Consider the following 16,974-nt stretch of genomic DNA (forward strand, 5'->3'; position numbering starts at 1 on the left):
GGCGCCGGTGCCGGTCTTGCCGACGCCGAGTTCGTTGCGGAGTTTTTTGACTTCGGGGTCGTCGGTTTCCTTGTCGCCGTAGACCTCTTTGAGTTTCTCGAGGACCTTGATCGCCTTCTGCGCCTGCGGAGACAAACCCGCGACGTCCACCGCGCCGTCGCCGGTTCCCGAACCATCCGCGGCATCGCTGCCGGTCCCCGCGCCCTGGCCGGTCCCGGCACCACCGCCGCCGAGTCCCGCGAGCGCCGAGGCGATCATGGGCAGCATTCCCGCCGCCATCGCGCCCGCCTGCAGCGCGGCCGGGGCCAGGCTGGCGACCATGTCCGGGTCGACCAGCGGCTCCGGCTCGGCGGGCGGTGGTGCGGCCGGAACCGCCTGCGGCGCACCGGCCTGCTCCGGCGCGGCCGTCGCGGGCGCAGCCTGGCCTGAGCCGGGTGCGACCTGCCCCGGCTGTGCCTGCTTCGGCCCGATCGTCGGCGGCGGGGCGAGCTGATTCGGATTCGCCAGCTGTGACTGCCCGCCGTGTCCGGGCGCCGCCGCCCCGGGTGGAGCCGCCGCACCCGGCTGCGACCCGCCCGGCTGGCTCGGTGCCCACGGCGAGGTGAGACGGGGTGTCGGCGTCCGCCGCCGGGTCCACGGGGTCTCCGACCCGGGCGCCGGATTCCCTTCCGCCGCGGCCTTTCCGGTCCCGGCCTCGTCGGCGACCGGCTCGACCGCCGTCGGCCACACCTCCGCGCTGGTCACGTCGCCCCCTTCAGCACCCGCTTCACCCGCACATCGCGCCCGCTCGGGATCGTCTGCTCGACAACCTGTCCCGTGCTCGGATCGCTGGTGATCACGTGCAGCGCATCGACAGCCACCCCGACCCGGGTCGGAGCGTGCGAGCGGTAATCCCAGAAGACCAGATCCCCCGCCGACGTCGCGTGCGGATCGACGCGCTGACCGCAGACCGCCTGTCCCGCAATGGTGCTCGGAAGTATCACGACCTCCGAAGCGGTGGTCGTCGACCGCGAGCACGCGCCCGCGGTTCCCCCGGAGGCCACGGCACCTCCCCCACCCGCGGCTCCCGTCGTCGTCGACAGCTCACATCGCCCCGTCACCGCCGCTTCCGAAGCCCGGCCGATCACATACTGCGTGAGCGTCGCGTCGTCCGCGACGCCTCGCGCCGCACCCTCCCCGGCCGACCGCCCGCGCAGCTGCATCAGGGCCACGTCGCGGGCGCAGTCGACCGCGGGGCCGCGGTTGACGGTGTCCAGCGCCGGAAGCTGGTACGGCGCCGACCGCATCGCGGTCAGACACGACCGCTGCCACGCCGACGCCTCGGCGTCGTCGGGCGCGATGGTCATCTCCGCGTACGGATTGGTCGTCGGAATATCCGACGGCGACATGGTCTCGCGGGCGGATCCGGTGCGCGGGCCGGCCGACGTGGTGGGGGTGGCCGTCTCGGTGGCGGACGGGTCGGGGCCGAGCGCGCTGTCGCACTGGTACCGGAAATCCGCGGCCGCGGACGACGCGTTCTCGCCCACCGCGAGCACGACCAGAATGCCCGCCCCCGCCAGCACCCCCAACACCGCCAGCAGCGCCACCAACAACAACCACACCTGGAAAGGGACCAGCGAGAACAGGATGAGTCGGCCGAACTTCATAATTCCTCCTGTCCCGATCGGAAGTCGTGGTGAACTACCTTCTCCACCTCATCTGAGCTACCGGTGCCATCGTCCGCGCCCATTCTTGATCCCGGTGGTGCATGGTGCCCGAAGTCGGTGTCACGGAAAGCGATGGCGAGGATTTGTTGTCTCCGTTGATCAGATTATGAGTTCTGATCGCCTCGTAGGTTTCGTTTCGAAGGTTGCGCATGGCGTCGAGGTTGGTGACGTCCCCCACGAAGGTCTCGGCAGTCCTCTCGATTCGCAATGCATGCTCATTGGTGATCCATCGGCGCATGCGCTCCGCACCCACGTGATCGATGCCCATATTATACAATTCCTGGGTGTGAACGTCCGGAGCCGGGCCAGTTATCCTGCCTTTATGGGAGATGTCGTTCAGAGCGGCGATCATGCTGTCCTTGTCCGCGAGCGGCGTAGTATCGGACATGTACCTCAGTGCCCAATTCCTCTGCTCCTGCGTCAGGTGGATACTGCCACCCATCTGAGTACCGCGATACATTTTCGCCGCTTCGTACATCGTCCCGAAATCGGCCGCAACCTCCGCGTGGGTCGCGCCGGTACCGTCCAGGAGGGAAATCGACCGGTTCTGAGCGTGCCGCACCGAAGCGGCCAGCAGTGACAGGTCCTTGTCCTTGAACGGCTCGTTGGCACCCATCCGGTTGACGACGCCCCGGGATTCCTGGGCGAGGTGAGCCATACCCTCGTTCTTCCCCCCTGCGCCGATGATCGCGGCGAAGGCGTCGCTCGCGAAGGCACCCCTGTCGACCACGCCCTGCACCGCGGCCGCGTTACCCAGGATGGTGTCGACTCCGCCGTACTGGCGAGCCGCGTTCCGGGCGCCGACGGACAGCGCCTCCCATTTCATATTATTGATATAGTTCCAGCCGTGCTTGCCGCCGTATCGTTTTTCCTTTGACAGGGCCCTCTTCTGCTTCGCCTCGTCCGCTTTCTGCTTCGAGCCCGGGTGACCGAACCCTGGAATCGCGCCCACCATCCACTCGAACGGCGCGAAGTTGGAGATGGTGTTCGCGCCCGCCATTGCCGCCATCATCTTGAAATGGTTCGGACCCGGGCTGGAGTCCCCCATACCCAGTGCGCGTCCACCGCCACCGCCGCCGCCGGATCCCCCCGCTCCCTGAATGGCCAGCGCCGTCCGGTTCGCCACCCAATCGGAGCTGGTCTGCATATTGTCACGCAAATGCCGGAACTCGACGACACCGACCACCATGAAGAACGCCCACAACACCAGAACCGGCAACACGTTACCACCGGCCTGCCGCATGATGCTGTCGGAGAGGAGCAGGATCAATCCGGTCGCCGCACAATACGCCATGAACCGTAGGACGGCGAACCAGGTACTCACCAGATTTCTCACGAGGAAGGTCTGCGAGGGGCCGTAGACATACGCTCCCGCAGCGAATCCGAAAATAATCATGAACCCGTGAATGAAGATCGATATGACCGCGCGGGTGAGATTCACGATCATGAACCCGAAGCCCACGAACAGAATAATCTGAATGAGGATCAACAGGAACCCGATCGCGATCTGGGCGGCGCGCGGATTATCGGCGGACTTGTACGCGCCGTAGTCCCCACACGTCTTCATCCCCTCTTTTATCTGATCCTCGTCCCCCACCGTGGTGGCCGTAGACCACATCGCCTTGCATTCGGGACGGGTATCGACGACGTGGCCGAAGTTCCATACCTGCAACGGTTTCCGAATGAAGTTGTCGGCCATGGTGGCCTGCAACGTCGGGATCAGGGCGTTCGGATTCGGATTACTGTTCCCGTTCAGCCCGGCCGCGACGGACAGGCCCACGTCCCGGCCCTGCGCGAGCCAGCCGTCCGTGCTGAGCTCGTGCGCCATCGGATTCGTCAGGAAGAAGCCGGAGAAGGTAGCGGCGAGGAGTATGGCCACGATCTGCCGAATGGCCTTGGCGATGAATCCCCGCACGATGAAGTACGCGATGAAGAAGGCCCCGATGGCGGCCGCGGTGAACGACACCGCCAGCGTGCCGATCTGATCCGCGAAGCTTTGCGCGGCGCCCAGCAGCGGCTGCCGGAACGTGTCCAGCCAGGAAAGGTCGATCCCCTTGCCCACCAACCACACCAGCGACTGGGCGATGAACAGCCAGCCCGCGAACAGAATCACGATGAACGACGAGATGAACGTCTTCCCGGGGTTCAGGATGCCGCCGTGATTGGTGGCGAAGGTGTACTGCGACACGTCCACACCCGACGAATCCCTGACCTCCAGGAAACCGAGGCCGTTGGCCGTCGCCGTCCCGGAGCCGGACTGCGCGATCGCCACGGAGCCCACCGCCATCGGGAACACGAACACCATGAAGACGACGACCAGCGCCCACGCCGTCCACCGGCGTCGCCGGGTCGCGCCGATCCATACGCCCGCACGCCGCCACAATTCCAGCGGCCGCCACCGCTCGGGATCGAAATACTCCAGCTCCCAGGGCCGCTCGGTGATCCACCGATCGCGTCTGGGGCCCTTCGGATCATCCGACTTCACGACACCACCTGCCGCTCCGGCAGCACGGCACGCACCACCCCCGGCGTGCTGCTGATCGCGTCGGCACGGTCGGGCCGGGCGGGCCCGAGAATCTTGCCCCGGCCGATGCGGTTGAGCGCGTCACGCATGAACATCTCGCCCCGTCGCTCCTCCGGCACCGTCCGACCGGGACCGGTCGCCGGGGACGTTTCCTCCCGCAGGATCTGCAGCAGGAACGGCGCTTCCTTCAGGTCCACACCCAGCCACTCCAGGCTGTTGCGTGCCAAGGTCTCGTCACGCTGACGGAACACGAACCGATTCGGGATCAGATTGTGCGCCGCCCCTTGGAAGTCGGTCGCGGGATCGTGTGACGCCAATCCGATGGCCGCCAGGTGTTTACGACCGTCGCGGCTGAAGTCGGAGGTGACGGCCGAACCGACCTGTGTCTGCGTGAAATGGTGCGCCTCGTCTCCGACGAGCAGCCCGAACCGGCCGTTGTCGTTGAGAAACGCTTCCCGGGCGGCGACACCGACCAATTCGTACAGCGCCGTCCCCAGCCGCTTGGTCAGCGGCAGACGGTTGTACAGATGCGGCGTCGTGAGTTCCTCGGCGGTCGGCAACGCCACATTGTGGCTGCGAATGACCGTCGCCGCGGCATCGAGCCGCAAGGGTGGCAGGCGCGCGTCGAACAGCACCGGCACCCGTTCGACGATCGTCCCCAGCCGCGCGGTCAGATCGGCATACTCGTCGCCGTCCGACCGCTCGCGCAGCCTGCGGACCGCATGAAACAGATCCATCATGCTGCGAATCCCGTGCTCCGCAATTCCCTTGGGGGTCAGCAAGGTTCCGAGCGCCGCGCCCGGACCGCTGGTCGGCGAAAGATCCAGCAGCGGAAGAATCGAATCCAGCGTCCGCTCCCCCGCCACCTTCGGCGCGAACAACCGCAACGGGTCGAGAGAGACGGTCGGATTGCTCAGGTCGATGACGACGGCGTCGTCGATGGAAGCGGCGAAATGCTCCCACTCGCCCACCTGACTGCGATCGATGGCGAGGAACTGGCCACCCATATCGTGCACCAGGACGGCCATGAGCTTGAGGAAGTACGACTTTCCCGATCCGAGCTCGCCGGTGACCGCGAACGAGGCGGACATATCGTGTAGCGCCGCCTCCATGATGCCGAAATGGATCGGCTCGAAATTCCCGGACAGCAGATTCACGCCGATCACCGGGCCGCTGTCGTCGCCGATCTGGCTGGTGGTGAAGGGCACGAAACCCGACCACATATCGGAGGGCAGGATGTGGGCGAAATCGTCGTACGCGCGCCGGGCCGGGCTGCCGGGCACCATCATCGACCACAGATCGACCTGGGCGCCGAGCGGCGTCGTCATCTCGACCTGAAACCGCTTGTACCGGCGTTTGAGGGTGTTGACCACGTCCATGGTCTCGTCGTGCGAAGCGCTGCCGACCGCGATGACCGTGGTGAACGAGACCTCCGACTCGCCGCTGTTGACCTCGAAGTGCTGGTTGTACTCGGCCAGCATCTGGGCCTTCGAGATCAGGGTGTTCTGCGCGAAGGACACCTCCTGATCCCGCTGATCCATCTGCTCACCCAGCCGCCGCAAATTCAGCTCGTTGTTCTTGAGCACCATCTCGGCGGGCTTGACCGACACCCGGATGGCCCAGTCGATCGTCGCGTCACCGACGCCCTCGAGAACGCTCAGGAACTCGCTCCCCCCGGGAAAGGTCATGCCCGCGTAGGGAAACGAGTGCGGCGTGAGCATCGCCTGATAGGACGGCCTGAACTCGTAATCGGGCTGCACGACCTTGATCACCGGAACGAACGACGGCCGGAACCGGCGCTTACTGTCGGCCTGCGCCCCTTCGTCCAACGCGGCGGATCGAAACACCGCCGCCGTCACATCGTCGAGAACTCCGGCACGGGTGGGCGCGACCGGGTCCCCGGCCGCACCCCGCGACAGGTAGTGCTCCCACAGCCACTGGAACATCGACGCGGGCACGGGAACCGGATCGAAATCGCCGCCGACGCGCGACAGGATCTCGTTGGCCTTGTCGTCGAACGCGTCCAGATCGGACCGCGAGATGGACGCGGGATCGAATGTCGTCGAACCACCCCGCCACACCCTCGACAACGACGAGATCCCCGGATTCGTGGTACCTACCGGGATCGACAACAGGAATATCCGAGTCCGCGGCAGAATCGCCTGCACCCGCTCGTAGGAGGCGACCACCTCCAGCGCATAGTCCTCACACTCGTCGAGGTCTATGCCCTCGACCATCTTGCTCAACACGTCGAGGGTATTCAGCCGCGCCTGAATTCCGAGCAGCAATGATCCGTTGGGCAGGTTGTTGATCAGCGCGTGGTGCGCCGCCTTCACATCGAATTTGTCGTTGGCCTTACGCAATCCATAACCCAGCGGGTTGATGAAATAGGTCGCGGTGACCAGCCCCGAATGGGTGAACTGCAGGTTGCCACGCACGGCGGCCGTGGGTTGGATATCGCGTTCGAAGGCCATCAGCGGCTCGCTCCTGACAGCGCGTCGTCGCCGTCTCCGCCGACCAGGGCCGACGCGCCGGCCCACCGGTCGAGGACTGACAGAGGTTGGGCGCTCGCCATCGACGTCATCGGCCGACGTTCCCGATCCGAGTCGTCCCCGCGGTCGGGCAGCAGCACGACCACGCTCTCCTCGATGAACAGGGTGTGCCGGGCCGATTCCTCGGTCACCGGCATCCCCGACGCCGACGCCGGCTTGCGGACCACCAGCAGCCGCCCCACCCACAGGATCCTCGAGGTGAGCCGCACCCCGGTGTAGGGCACCAGCCCGATCCCGAAGGACGCGCCGATGGTGATCGCGGTGCCCGCCACGAATGTGACGGCCGGATTCGCCGGTAGCGTCATCGCCAGAACCGAGGTGATCAGCAGCAGCACCATCCCGACCACGATCTGCGGCAGCGTGTACGGCCCGAACGGAAGCTTCTGCCCGCTCTGCGACTTGCCGATCATGGTGGGCACCCGTTTGACCGGGGTGAACACCTTGATCACCTGGGTCACTGATAGCTCCCGATCGGGTGATCCGGGACGACGGCGTTGGAGTCGACGCGGGCGTAGTTCACCAGCGTCGGCAGCAGCCAGAACAGGACCGCGGCCAGCAGGCCGGTCGCGGCCACGACGATGATCCGGCCCGGTGACAGCCGGGATCTCGCGGCCTCGGACAGGAAGATCCCGAGAATCACGATGGTGAGGCAGATCAGGCCCGCCCAGCGGACGAACTGCAACACCTCGGAGAGTATGACGCCGAATTGACTACCCATGAGACTGCCCTTTCCGGATCAGTTCTGTGTCGCCGGTGGGATCGACACCGCGGTCGAGGGCGACGTGCTGGTGGCGCCCGCGGGGGCGCCCGCGGTGTTGCCACCACCGGCGACCACGGTGAGCGGGTTCTTCAGGGCGGGAACCGAATCCATGGCCTGCACCTGCCATTGCCCCGCGGTGCGGACCATCGTCAGCGGATAGGCCAGCGTCGGCGCGGCACCCGCTCCGGCCTTCGGATTGACGGTGGCCAGCACCTTGGCGGTGGACTTGCTGATACCGCAGTCGGCGTCCTCGGCACCGACCGAGGGCGTTTCCACCGACGTGAAGGGCGCGGGCTGCAGGGCGGCGATCCCCGAGTTCTGCGCGACGTACCGGGTGACGTCGCCGTTCCCGGTGAGGAAGGCCGCCAGGAATCCGCTGGCCACCTGCGCGACCGGGGTGTCGGCCCCGCAGGTGGACGTGTATCGCAGCATCAGGTCCTCGCCCCGGCCCGGCGGGGCGACCGCCGCCGGAAGTGCCAGGGCCCGCATGCGCCCGTCGGCGGCGACCGATACGGCGACCCGGTAGTACTCGCGCGGACCCGCCGCACCGCCGGAAGCCTTGGGCCGCACGGAAACCGTCACCGACCAGACCTCGAGCTGAGCGTTCCCGACATCGCGCGTGGCGTGGACGACGATGGGCTCGGACACCTGCCGCGCGGTGGTCGGCAGGTGGACCTGCTGCCCGAGATCGACGAATTCCTTCAGCCGATCCTGCTGACCGCCGGTCGCCCCCAGATACGTCACCACGAACTCCTCGGCGAACGACTCGGCCAGCTGCGCGTGCCCGACGATCGACACCGTGGTCTTGTCGGAGGGCTTGGGTGGTGGCGGGGTGAACCAGCCGATGATGGTCCGGCCACCGCCGAGGACCGCCAGGACGGCCAGCACGGCGATGATCGCGTTGTCGCGGCGGCGGCGAGCGGCCATCCGGCGAAGTAACTCATCGCCCGAATCCGCCGTTCTGCCAACCGCTAGCCGCACTCTCGAAATGGTAGAGAGGGTGAACGCTTCCATTTCCGCCGCTGTTCCCGTCTCTGGGAAGGGCGAATATCAGTACGCGGGGGTGCGTTTCATGCGGTCGGCCAGCCAGTGACGCAGCTGATCGTCGTAACCGATCGGACCGTGCAGCCGCGGCTCCACGACCTGTCGATGCTCCAGCATGGGCACGTCGTCGGCGACCCGCACCAGCTGCGCGATCGCCAGCTGCCGACTCGAATATCCCGGATACGGATACAGCAGCAGGGATGTCGGGGTGTAGCCGCCCCCGTAATTCAGCGCGCGGACGGTGACGCCCGCGGTGTCACCCGAGCGCAGGCGGTCGCCGAGTTCGATCAGCCGGTTCCGGTCGTCGGGATGGAATACGTCGGTCGGCCGGAACAGGTAATCCCAGCGGACCCACGGCGCCGGGTCGGTGAGCCAGTGCGAAATGCTGGTGTGCTCGAGCTGCACCACCGCGAGATGAGTCCCGGCCCGGCGGTGCGCCTCGCGCAGCCCCACCCGCTCGAGCGTCGACCACGATGCGGGGAGTGCCTCCGTCGACACGTCCTCGATGAGCCACCAGGCGCCGCGCGTGCGCGCGTCGTCGCGGGCGCGAATCGTGATGCGCCACTGGCCCGGACGCCCCGACCCGTGCGGGACCGCGACGTCGAACTGCATCTTGCTGCCCGGCGCCGGCGCGTAGATCAGATCGAGCACCTCGGCATGCCGATCGAACGCCGACATCCGGTGGAACAGCTCGGCGATGGACATGCGCGGCACGTACTCCTCGGCCGCGATGCCCGACAGCTGCGTGATTCCGCTGGGCTGCTGCAGCGTCTGGGTGGACAGGTCCCAGATCGCACCGACCGCGGGACGCGGCTCGGGGACGTGTGCCGTGGCGGGCCCCAGCCACAGGCGGATGGCGTGCACGTCGCCCGCCGGGCCGAAGATCGGCTGAATCTTCAGCAGATGTGCGCCCGACCGCGTCGGTATCCGCAGGTCGACCTCCTCGGCCCGATCACGGACCGCCCGCATCGCCTCCGCGATCCGGGCCGTCGAGAGGCTGTCGTACACCGCCGGGATCTTGCTCAGCAGCCGCTGCAGGACGCGCTGCCACCCCGCGAAGTCGCGCGGCGCCTCTCCCACCGACGCCACGGACATCGTGTCCGGCGCCAGCGTTTCGATCGTCACCCATGGGATCACTGCGTCACTTCGCATCGCGCTTGCCTGTACCAGCCGTTCCTCCGGATCATGGCTCGATCGAGCCATCACCTGACATCAGGCAATGTACCGTTGTACAACGGTTCATTCAAGCGGGATCTTCGGGCACAGTGCCGATACGGCTCGGTAAGACCCGCATCAGCTGCGGATCATCCGACGTTAACGTGTTCGTTGCCGATTTGTCCCGAATTCGGGTGGGCTTGCTACTCGGACTGCGCCGCGGTCAACGCGAGCACCCCGGCTCCGGCCAGCACACCCACGTCACCGAGCTCCGACGGAACCACGCGCAGCGCGGTCAGGAAACTCGCCCGCGCATGTGTCGCCACCGCCTTGCCGAGCGGCTTCCACAGCGGTGCACCGGCTTTCGCCAGCACACCGCCGACGACGACCCGATCGATGTCCAGCAGCGGTGCCACCGAGGCGATCGCCCGGCCCAGCGCCGTTCCGGCCCGGCCCAGCGCCGACGTCGCGATCTCGTCACCGTTTCCGGCGGCCTCGACCAGTTCCTCGACGCTACGCCCCGCCCAGCCCTGACCCTGCGCCCAGCGCACCAGGGCCGCGCCGCCCGCCACCGCCTCCAGACAGCCGCGGCCGCCGCATTCGCACTGTTCGTCGAATCCGGGCACCAGCATGTGCCCGATATGCCCGGCATTGCCGGTGCGGCCCACCACCACGAAGCCGCCGACCATGACACCGGCGCTGATCCGCTGCGACACCGAGATCGACAGCGCGTCCATCACCTCGCTGGTCGCCCCGAAATTGCGCTCGGCCAGGCCCAGGCACACACCGTCGAGCGCGAGATGGACCGCGGCGACGGGAAAGAGCTTCTGCACCGCCTCGACGATCCCGAAACCCATGCGCCACTCCGGGATCTCGGGCGGGGCCACCACCCCGGCGGCCATATCGATCGGGCCGACCGACGCGATGCCGACGGCGGTGACCTCGTTGTCGCCGGACACCTCGAGCAGCAGATCCCGGCAGATCTCCCAGGCCGCACCGTCCGGTATCGGATGCCTGCGGATGTCGTCCTCGCCGACGTCGTCGGCCACTCGGCTCGCCGCGAACCCCGCCGGGCCGATCTCCAAAGCCAGCAACGTCATGAGTTACCCACCGCTAGAACTAGATTCCGAGTATTCGTGCACAGTAGCCGGTTACTGGCCGCCGGTCGCCGCCGGCCGCAGCCGATGGCCGAGCACGATACGCCGCCGCGGGGTGGGTGCGGCGGATTCGGCGCATACCGGCCGGGTACCGGTGCGGATGATGCGCAGGGGGCGCTTGTGATCGGCGGGCGTCGCGCGATGGCGGTCGAGGTTCTCCACGACCCGGCCCGCGCTGTCGTAGGCCACCCCGGCCCAGATCATCGCCCGCGGCCCGTCGCCCCGCTCGATCAGGGTCTGCGCGAGCTGACGGCAGTTGGTGAACAGGGGGCAGCTGTTGCAGGTTCGTACCGCGGTCCGCCACGACTCCGGAGTTCCGACGTCGAGATCCCAGTCGTCGGGGCCGTCCGCGCACGGCGGCCGATGCCCATTCTTTGCCGAAACGGCCTGGGGCACAACAGTTTTGGGAGCAACAGTCGGGATATGCGTCGGTGTATGCGATCCGATGAGTAACCGACGAGTCTGAGGAATGGTCATAGCCGTCTCCGGGGATGCCAGGGTGCACGCGAACGGGGCGTGACCCAGTGGTCGGGCGGGCATCGGGGCTGCTCAACAGTCCCCGGAAACCAGCAGCGAACTGCTGTACTCCGCACGTTAACCGACGATTCGACCAGCAGCAAGCACTTGCGCCGCTACGCAACGGCACGTTGACCAAGTGGTGATCTAGACGTATCGTTGGTTAACGGCTCGTTTAGGCACGATACGTTTTTTACGGGGTTAGTTGTGGTTTGCTAAGAGGTATGGCTGTGCAGTCGGAGTTCACGATCGACGAACTTGCGCGGGCCGCCGACACTACGGTGCGTAGCGTCCGCGTGTACCACGAGCGTGGGTTGCTGCCGTCCCCCGACGTCCGCGGGCGGGTGGGCTATTACGGTTCGGATCATCTCAATCGGCTGCAGACGATCAGCCGCCTGCTGAGTCGGGGCATGAAGCTCAACGGCATCCGGGAACTGCTCGACGCCTGGGACCGCGGCGACGGTCTGGCGGACGTGCTCGGTGTCAGCGAACCGTCCCCGTCGGACACGCCGACAACGCCTTTCACGGCGGTGCCCGACTCCGGTCCGGACCAGCGGGCGCCCGAGCTCCCGGAGTACATCCAGCAGGTGCTCGACACGAGCAACGACCCACTCGACGCGTACCAGCTCACCAATCCGCGCTGCAGCGATCTGGCCACCCGGCTCGTCGAGGCCGGGCTGTCCACGACGGCTTCCTTCCAGCTCGTCGAGCAGCTCCGCGGCGCCTGCGACCAGATCGCGGACTGGTACGCCTCGGAACTGTTCTACTGCCTGGCCCGGCAGAGCTACGAGGAGTCCGAGCGCACCCCCAAGGACCGCAGGAAGCTCGAATCGGATCTGGCCATCGCGCGGCTGATCACCACCCGCGCCGCCTCCGAACTCCTCGACCAGGCATTCGCCCGATACGCGGAGGTGCCGCCCCAGGAGACGGCGGATACGCACTGACCGGCGCTACCCCGTATCGGCGCGCCGGACCGCCAGTTCCGCCGTCTGGATCGCCTGATGCCGCAGCCGGCACAGCGTGCTCCGCTCGACGGCGGTGAAGCTGCCGGTTTCCACTTCCCGGGAGAGGGCCTCCACGCGCCGCCGCAGCCGCGTGGCGGTCTCGAGGTTCAGCGGCCGCTGCGCGGTGGCCACGGCGGACTCCAACCGCCGACGTAGTTGTTGCATACCTTCTCCCCAGGCCGTGTGCCTCCATAACGGGGATTGCCGGTCCGCCCGCCGCCGAAACCGGGAACCGCTGTGCCGTAGGTCATTTTCCGCCTCCCGTGACTACCACAGGTGGTCACGGCGGCTACGGCAGCGACGAGCCCTGGGAATCGGAGGCGGGTGCATCGGTCCGCGAGCGCGGGGCCTGGGTGCGATCGGCGCCGCTGTGGGCGCCGCTCGGGGGACCGCTGCGGCCGACCATGCGGCTGCCGAGGAAGGCGACGTAGGCGATCAGGCCGACGACACCCAGGGTGCGGGTGCGGCGCATCGTGATCGCGAGGCCGAGCAGCAGTTCGGTGCAGCCGTTGCTGTAGGTCCACTGCCGCGTCGACCGCGGGAACGCCACGCCCGTGAGCCGGTCGAAGACCCGGGGTGCGGTGAAATGGGCGGCGCCGGTTCCGGCCAGGCCGAGCCCGAACAGGCGGGCGGCGGTGCTGTCGGGGGTGCGCGCGTCGAGCACGACCGGATTCTTCGGTGTCCTGCCCTCGACCAGCGCCTGGCTCGCCCGGCGCTTCCTCCTCCTGAGCCCCATGTTCTCTCCTGTCCTCGGTCGGCAACCGGATGCACGGCCACAAACTTGTCTGGGACAGTCTGTCACAGTGTGCCGGTTCGCCGTGAACCCGCTTCTCGGCGCCGATCCCGAGCGGCGCGAACCTCTGCATGCCCGCCCCCGCGCCGTTAGGGTTGTGGCCCAACGTAAGTCCGGGCGGTCCGGGGAGGGGAGCAATACGGTGGTCGTTGCGCTGCATCGGGAAGACGGCGCGCCACTCGATCGTGTCGTCATGGCGCTGGGCTGGGATCCGACCCAGCCCCGGCGACGCAAGTCCTGGTGGTGGTGGTTCGGCGGCGGCGAGACGGAGATCGACCTGAATTCGGCCGCGCTGCTGTTCGGCGGGGATCGGCTCGTCGACGTGATCTATCACGAGCGGCTGAGCGGTGCCGACGGGTCGGTGCGGCATCACGGCGACGACCTCACCGGCGAGGAGCCCGGCGACGACGAGGTGATCAGCGTCGACCTCGCCCGGCTACCGGCGGAGGTGACCGCGATCGTCCTGCTCGTCACCTGCTACACCGGCCAGACGTTCGAACGCATCGCGAACGGTTTCTGCCGCCTGGTCGACGGCGCGTCCGGCCGCGAGGTCACCCGCGATCCCCTGCCGCGCGGCCCGCACACCGGATTCGTGATGGGCGTCCTGGAACTCGCGGAGTCCGGCTGGCAGTACCGTCCGATCGCCGAGAGCATCCCCGCCACCCATCCGGTCGAGGCCGTACCGCTGATCGAGCCCTACCTGCGCTGACGCGGCCGCGGCCGACTCCGGCCCGCGTGGCAACGGCGAGTAGGCGGAGACACCGGCAACACTCTGGTTATGACCGGCGAGCAGCAGACGACGCAATCGTTCGGTGCCCGCGCACTGGACCGGATCCGGACCGCCGAGCGCGCCCTGCACCCCAGCTACCTCGGTGTCGTGGTCGCGGCGATCTTCTTCGCCTGGTCGGTGTCGCCGTCGCTGCTGCCCCGGACCTGGATCTTCCAGGGGTTGGTCAGCGGCGTCACCGCGGCCATCGGCTACGGCGTTGGCGCGCTGCTGGAGTGGATGTTCCGGCGCTGGATTCGCCCGCGGCTGCCCGCCCTGCCGCCGCGCCCGGCCGCGATGACCGACCCGCCGCAGGGCGTGCGCGATGCGGTGAAGGCGGTGGTGGTCCTTGCTGTCGTGGTCGGCGCGGCCGCGATTCTCGCCCGGTCCGCGCGCTGGCAGCGCGATATCCAGAGCCTGATGGGCATGGACCGGACCACCACATCCGGGTATCTGCGGACCGAGCTGCTGGCCTTCGCCACCCTCGCGCTGCTGATCCTGCTGTTCCGTGCGCTGCGGTGGGCGGTGAACAAGGTTGCCGGACTGTTGAATTCGCGGCTGCGGGTGCCGCGCGCGCTGGCGCTGGCGGGCGGCACCGTCGTCGTGGCGGTCGCGATCGTGCTGCTGTTCCAAGGCATTCTGGTCCGGGCCTTCTTCGACGTGGCGAACTCGGCGTTCAGTTTGCGCAACGGCCGCACCTCACCGGCGGCGGCCCAGCCACAGCTGCCGCAGCGCTCCGGCAGCCCGATGTCGTCGGCGCCGTGGGACACCCTGGGCTCCGAGGGGCGCTGGTTCGTCTCCTTCGTTCCGACCGCCGGGCGCATCGCGGAGGTCACCGGCAGACCGGCGACCGAGCCGATCCGGGTCTACGCGGGCCTGGAGTCCGCGCCCGATCCCGAGGCCGTCGCCGAGCTGGTGGTGCGAGAACTGGAGCGCACCAAGGCATTCGAGCGCAAGGTGCTGATGCTGGTGACGACCACCGGCACCGGCTGGGTGGATTCGACCACGGCCGAGTCCATCGAATACATGTACGGCGGCGATACCGCCATCGCGGCCACCCAGTACTCCTACCTGCCCAGCGTGCTGTCGTTCCTGTCCGATAAGGAGAAGGCGACGCAGGCCGGGCGGCTGCTGTTCGACAAGGTGCATGCCCGCTGGTCGGCGCTGCCGCCGCAGGCTCGCCCGAAACTGCTGGTCTACGGGGAGAGCCTGGGGTCGCAGGGCTCCGAGGCCGCGTTCGCGGGCTTGGGCGATATCCGCGCCAAGGCCGACGGCGTGCTGTGGGTGGGCCCGCCGAACTCCAACCGCATCTGGTCCGAGGTGGAGCAGCGTCGCGATCCGGGTACTCCGGAGATCCTGCCCGTCTACGCCGACGGCCTGGTGGCGCGATTCGCCGCCTCGGCCGAGGACCTGAACCACCCACCGGGACAATGGCTTTCACCGCGAGTGGCCTATCTCCAGCACGCCTCGGACCCCATCGTGTGGTGGTCACCGGATCTGCTGTTCGAACGCCCGGACTGGCTGTCCGAGCCGCGCGGCCCGGACGTCTCGCGCTCGGTGCGCTGGTGGCCCATCGTCACCTTCTGGCAGATCAGCGCGGATCTCGCACTCGCCCAAAAGGTTCCCTCCGGCCACGGCCACCGCTACGGCACCCTGGTCCTCGACGCCTGGGCCGCCGTATCCCAACCCCCCGACTGGACCCCCGACCTCACCCACCGCATCCGCCAGGCCCTCGACGAGGACTGGGCCCGCGAGATCCGGGAGAAGTAACGGGGCCTGCCGCTGGCCTGAATCAGCTTGCGGCTGCGGGGGTTCCGCGCAGGCTGTATAGGGCGCGGGCCTCGGCGGGGGTGATCGTCTCGGGTTTGGTGGGGGGTTCCATCTTGACGTGCTGTTCGAGGATCTGCCCGGCCATGGGGGCGATGTAGGGGGCGGCCTTGATGAGGCCGAGCTTGTCGAACCGGGTGAACATCCACACCAGGGTCTTGGCGGGGAGTTTGATGCCGAGATCCACGATGCCGGGGCGGTCGAAGTCGCCGAGGCGGCGCATCCACTTCGGCAGGGTCGCGACCGAGGCGAGCGAAAGCAACCGGCTGCCAAGGGCATACGAGAGCCCGGCGCCGTTGCGCGGCGAGGTCCACAGCAGGTGGTGCATGCCCTCCTCGGCCCGCTCGGAGCTGCACAGGCGCGGGCGGACACGGTCGAAGTAGGCGCGGACCTCCTCGCGGGAGCGGGGCACGTCCTGCGGTTTACAGGTCTGCAGTTCGGCCGCGATGGCGCACTCCTGCCAGTACCGTGCCTCCTCCTCGGGAGCGAGCGGCCCGGGACCGAACATCTCGTACGCCTTCAGGACCGAATGCCAGCCGGTGATGTGGATCCACAGCTGGGTCTCGGGGCTGTTGGCGGCATAGCGCTGGCCGCTGATGGGCTCGATGCCCGTCATCTCGGCGTGCACCTGCATCAGATGCTCCGACGCCTGGATCGCGGTGCGGCCGTCGCCGATCGCGACGATCAGGAAGTAGGCGAAGGTGTTGTCCAGGCGGCTGCGCGGGTCGCTGTAGATACCCCTCGAATCTGCGACGGCGGCGGTCAGGAACGGGTCGAAATGCTCGAGGACGACCGCGCGCTGGAAGCCGATCACGGCCGTCGGGGCGGTCCAGATCTTCCAGCTGGGCGAATCCGGGCCGAAGAACCCGTAATCGTCCCGGCGGAGGGTGGTCGGATCGAAGCCCATCAGCTACTCCTTTGTGCGCTGCCGCGGCGAATACAACGCAACCGTAGCAATTGCGGGCGCCGAATACAACGGTCGCGTAATATTTGGGCCGGGACCGGGCGCGGCACCGGGACGCGGTGCTGACACGATGGGCCGTAGGAGGTGAGGTGGCGGTGACGAAATCCCGCGGGGCGGCCGATCGGCCGCGGGGGCGCCCCCCCCCCCCCCCCCCCCCCCCCCCCCCCGCGGGGGCCGGGGGGGGGGGCCCCGGGGCCCGGGGGTGT

At 68.0% G+C, this 16,974-nt stretch carries 15 protein-coding genes and 1 pseudogene; 3 read left to right on the top strand and 13 right to left on the bottom strand.

Features of this window, described 5'->3' with window-relative positions:
• The 10 genes and pseudogenes from QH290_RS19185 to QH290_RS19230 form a co-directional block, all read right to left on the bottom strand.
• Positions 1 to 744, bottom strand: a pseudogene (locus QH290_RS19185) (hypothetical protein); the annotation flags it as partial.
• Positions 741 to 1,646: an NlpC/P60 family protein gene (locus QH290_RS19190; protein WP_280264946.1), complete on the bottom strand. Its 906-nt coding sequence runs from the start codon at positions 1,644 to 1,646 to the stop codon at positions 741 to 743. The pseudogene QH290_RS19185 and the gene QH290_RS19190, both read right to left, overlap by 4 nt.
• 34 nt (positions 1,647 to 1,680) lie before the next feature.
• A complete protein-coding gene (locus tag QH290_RS19195; RefSeq protein WP_280384313.1) occupies positions 1,681 to 4,191 on the bottom strand; it encodes a Rossmann-fold NAD(P)-binding domain-containing protein in 2,511 nt (836 codons plus the stop codon).
• Positions 4,188 to 6,704: an ATP-binding protein gene (locus QH290_RS19200; protein WP_280384315.1), complete on the bottom strand. Its 2,517-nt coding sequence runs from the start codon at positions 6,702 to 6,704 to the stop codon at positions 4,188 to 4,190. The genes QH290_RS19195 and QH290_RS19200 overlap by 4 nt, the downstream gene beginning before the upstream one ends.
• Entirely contained in the window at positions 6,704 to 7,240 is a 537-nt protein-coding gene (locus tag QH290_RS19205) for a hypothetical protein (protein ID WP_280264949.1), read from the bottom strand. The genes QH290_RS19200 and QH290_RS19205 overlap by 1 nt, the downstream gene beginning before the upstream one ends.
• The gene (locus QH290_RS19210; protein WP_280264950.1) at positions 7,237 to 7,500 is read right to left on the bottom strand and encodes a hypothetical protein; all 264 of its coding nucleotides are present in this window, start codon (positions 7,498 to 7,500) and stop codon (positions 7,237 to 7,239) included. The genes QH290_RS19205 and QH290_RS19210 overlap by 4 nt, the downstream gene beginning before the upstream one ends.
• A gap of 18 nt (positions 7,501 to 7,518) precedes the next feature.
• Positions 7,519 to 8,469, bottom strand: coding sequence for a conjugal transfer protein (locus QH290_RS19215; RefSeq protein WP_280384316.1), 951 nt, complete (start codon positions 8,467 to 8,469; stop codon positions 7,519 to 7,521).
• Positions 8,470 to 8,592: 123 nt separating this feature from the next.
• On the bottom strand, positions 8,593 to 9,711 hold the full coding sequence (locus QH290_RS19220) for a GAF domain-containing protein (protein ID WP_280264952.1): 1,119 nt from the start codon (positions 9,709 to 9,711) through the stop codon (positions 8,593 to 8,595).
• A 233-nt stretch (positions 9,712 to 9,944) separates the two neighbouring features.
• The gene (locus tag QH290_RS19225; protein ID WP_280264953.1) at positions 9,945 to 10,841 is read right to left on the bottom strand and encodes an ROK family protein; all 897 of its coding nucleotides are present in this window, start codon (positions 10,839 to 10,841) and stop codon (positions 9,945 to 9,947) included.
• A 51-nt stretch (positions 10,842 to 10,892) separates the two neighbouring features.
• Complete coding sequence (locus QH290_RS19230; protein ID WP_280264954.1) at positions 10,893 to 11,294, bottom strand: hypothetical protein; 402 nt, start codon at positions 11,292 to 11,294, stop codon at positions 10,893 to 10,895.
• Between the two features lie 344 nt (positions 11,295 to 11,638).
• Between QH290_RS19230 and QH290_RS19235 the strand changes: the two genes are divergently transcribed.
• The gene (locus QH290_RS19235; protein WP_280264955.1) at positions 11,639 to 12,358 is read left to right on the top strand and encodes a MerR family transcriptional regulator; all 720 of its coding nucleotides are present in this window, start codon (positions 11,639 to 11,641) and stop codon (positions 12,356 to 12,358) included.
• 6 nt (positions 12,359 to 12,364) lie between these two features.
• Here QH290_RS19235 and QH290_RS19240 read toward each other — a convergent pair whose 3' ends face one another.
• Positions 12,365 to 12,583, bottom strand: a complete 219-nt coding sequence (locus tag QH290_RS19240; protein ID WP_280264956.1) for a hypothetical protein — start codon at positions 12,581 to 12,583, stop codon at positions 12,365 to 12,367.
• Between the two features lie 124 nt (positions 12,584 to 12,707).
• Complete coding sequence (locus QH290_RS19245; RefSeq protein ID WP_280384318.1) at positions 12,708 to 13,154, bottom strand: hypothetical protein; 447 nt, start codon at positions 13,152 to 13,154, stop codon at positions 12,708 to 12,710.
• Between the two features lie 199 nt (positions 13,155 to 13,353).
• On the opposite strand from QH290_RS19245, the gene QH290_RS19250 reads away from it, so the two are divergent.
• Positions 13,354 to 13,920 (top strand): TerD family protein, encoded by a 567-nt coding sequence (locus tag QH290_RS19250; protein ID WP_280264958.1) that lies wholly within the window; start codon positions 13,354 to 13,356, stop codon positions 13,918 to 13,920.
• Between the two features lie 69 nt (positions 13,921 to 13,989).
• A complete protein-coding gene (locus QH290_RS19255) occupies positions 13,990 to 15,747 on the top strand; it encodes an alpha/beta hydrolase (RefSeq protein ID WP_280384320.1) in 1,758 nt (585 codons plus the stop codon).
• 22 nt (positions 15,748 to 15,769) lie between these two features.
• Here the strand turns inward: QH290_RS19255 and QH290_RS19260 are convergent, their stop codons facing one another.
• Positions 15,770 to 16,711, bottom strand: coding sequence for an oxygenase MpaB family protein (locus QH290_RS19260; protein WP_280264960.1), 942 nt, complete (start codon positions 16,709 to 16,711; stop codon positions 15,770 to 15,772).
• Positions 16,712 to 16,974: the final 263 nt, after the last annotated feature.

The sequence above is a fragment of the Nocardia wallacei genome (assembly GCF_029869545.1).
Classification (GTDB): domain Bacteria; phylum Actinomycetota; class Actinomycetes; order Mycobacteriales; family Mycobacteriaceae; genus Nocardia; species Nocardia wallacei_A.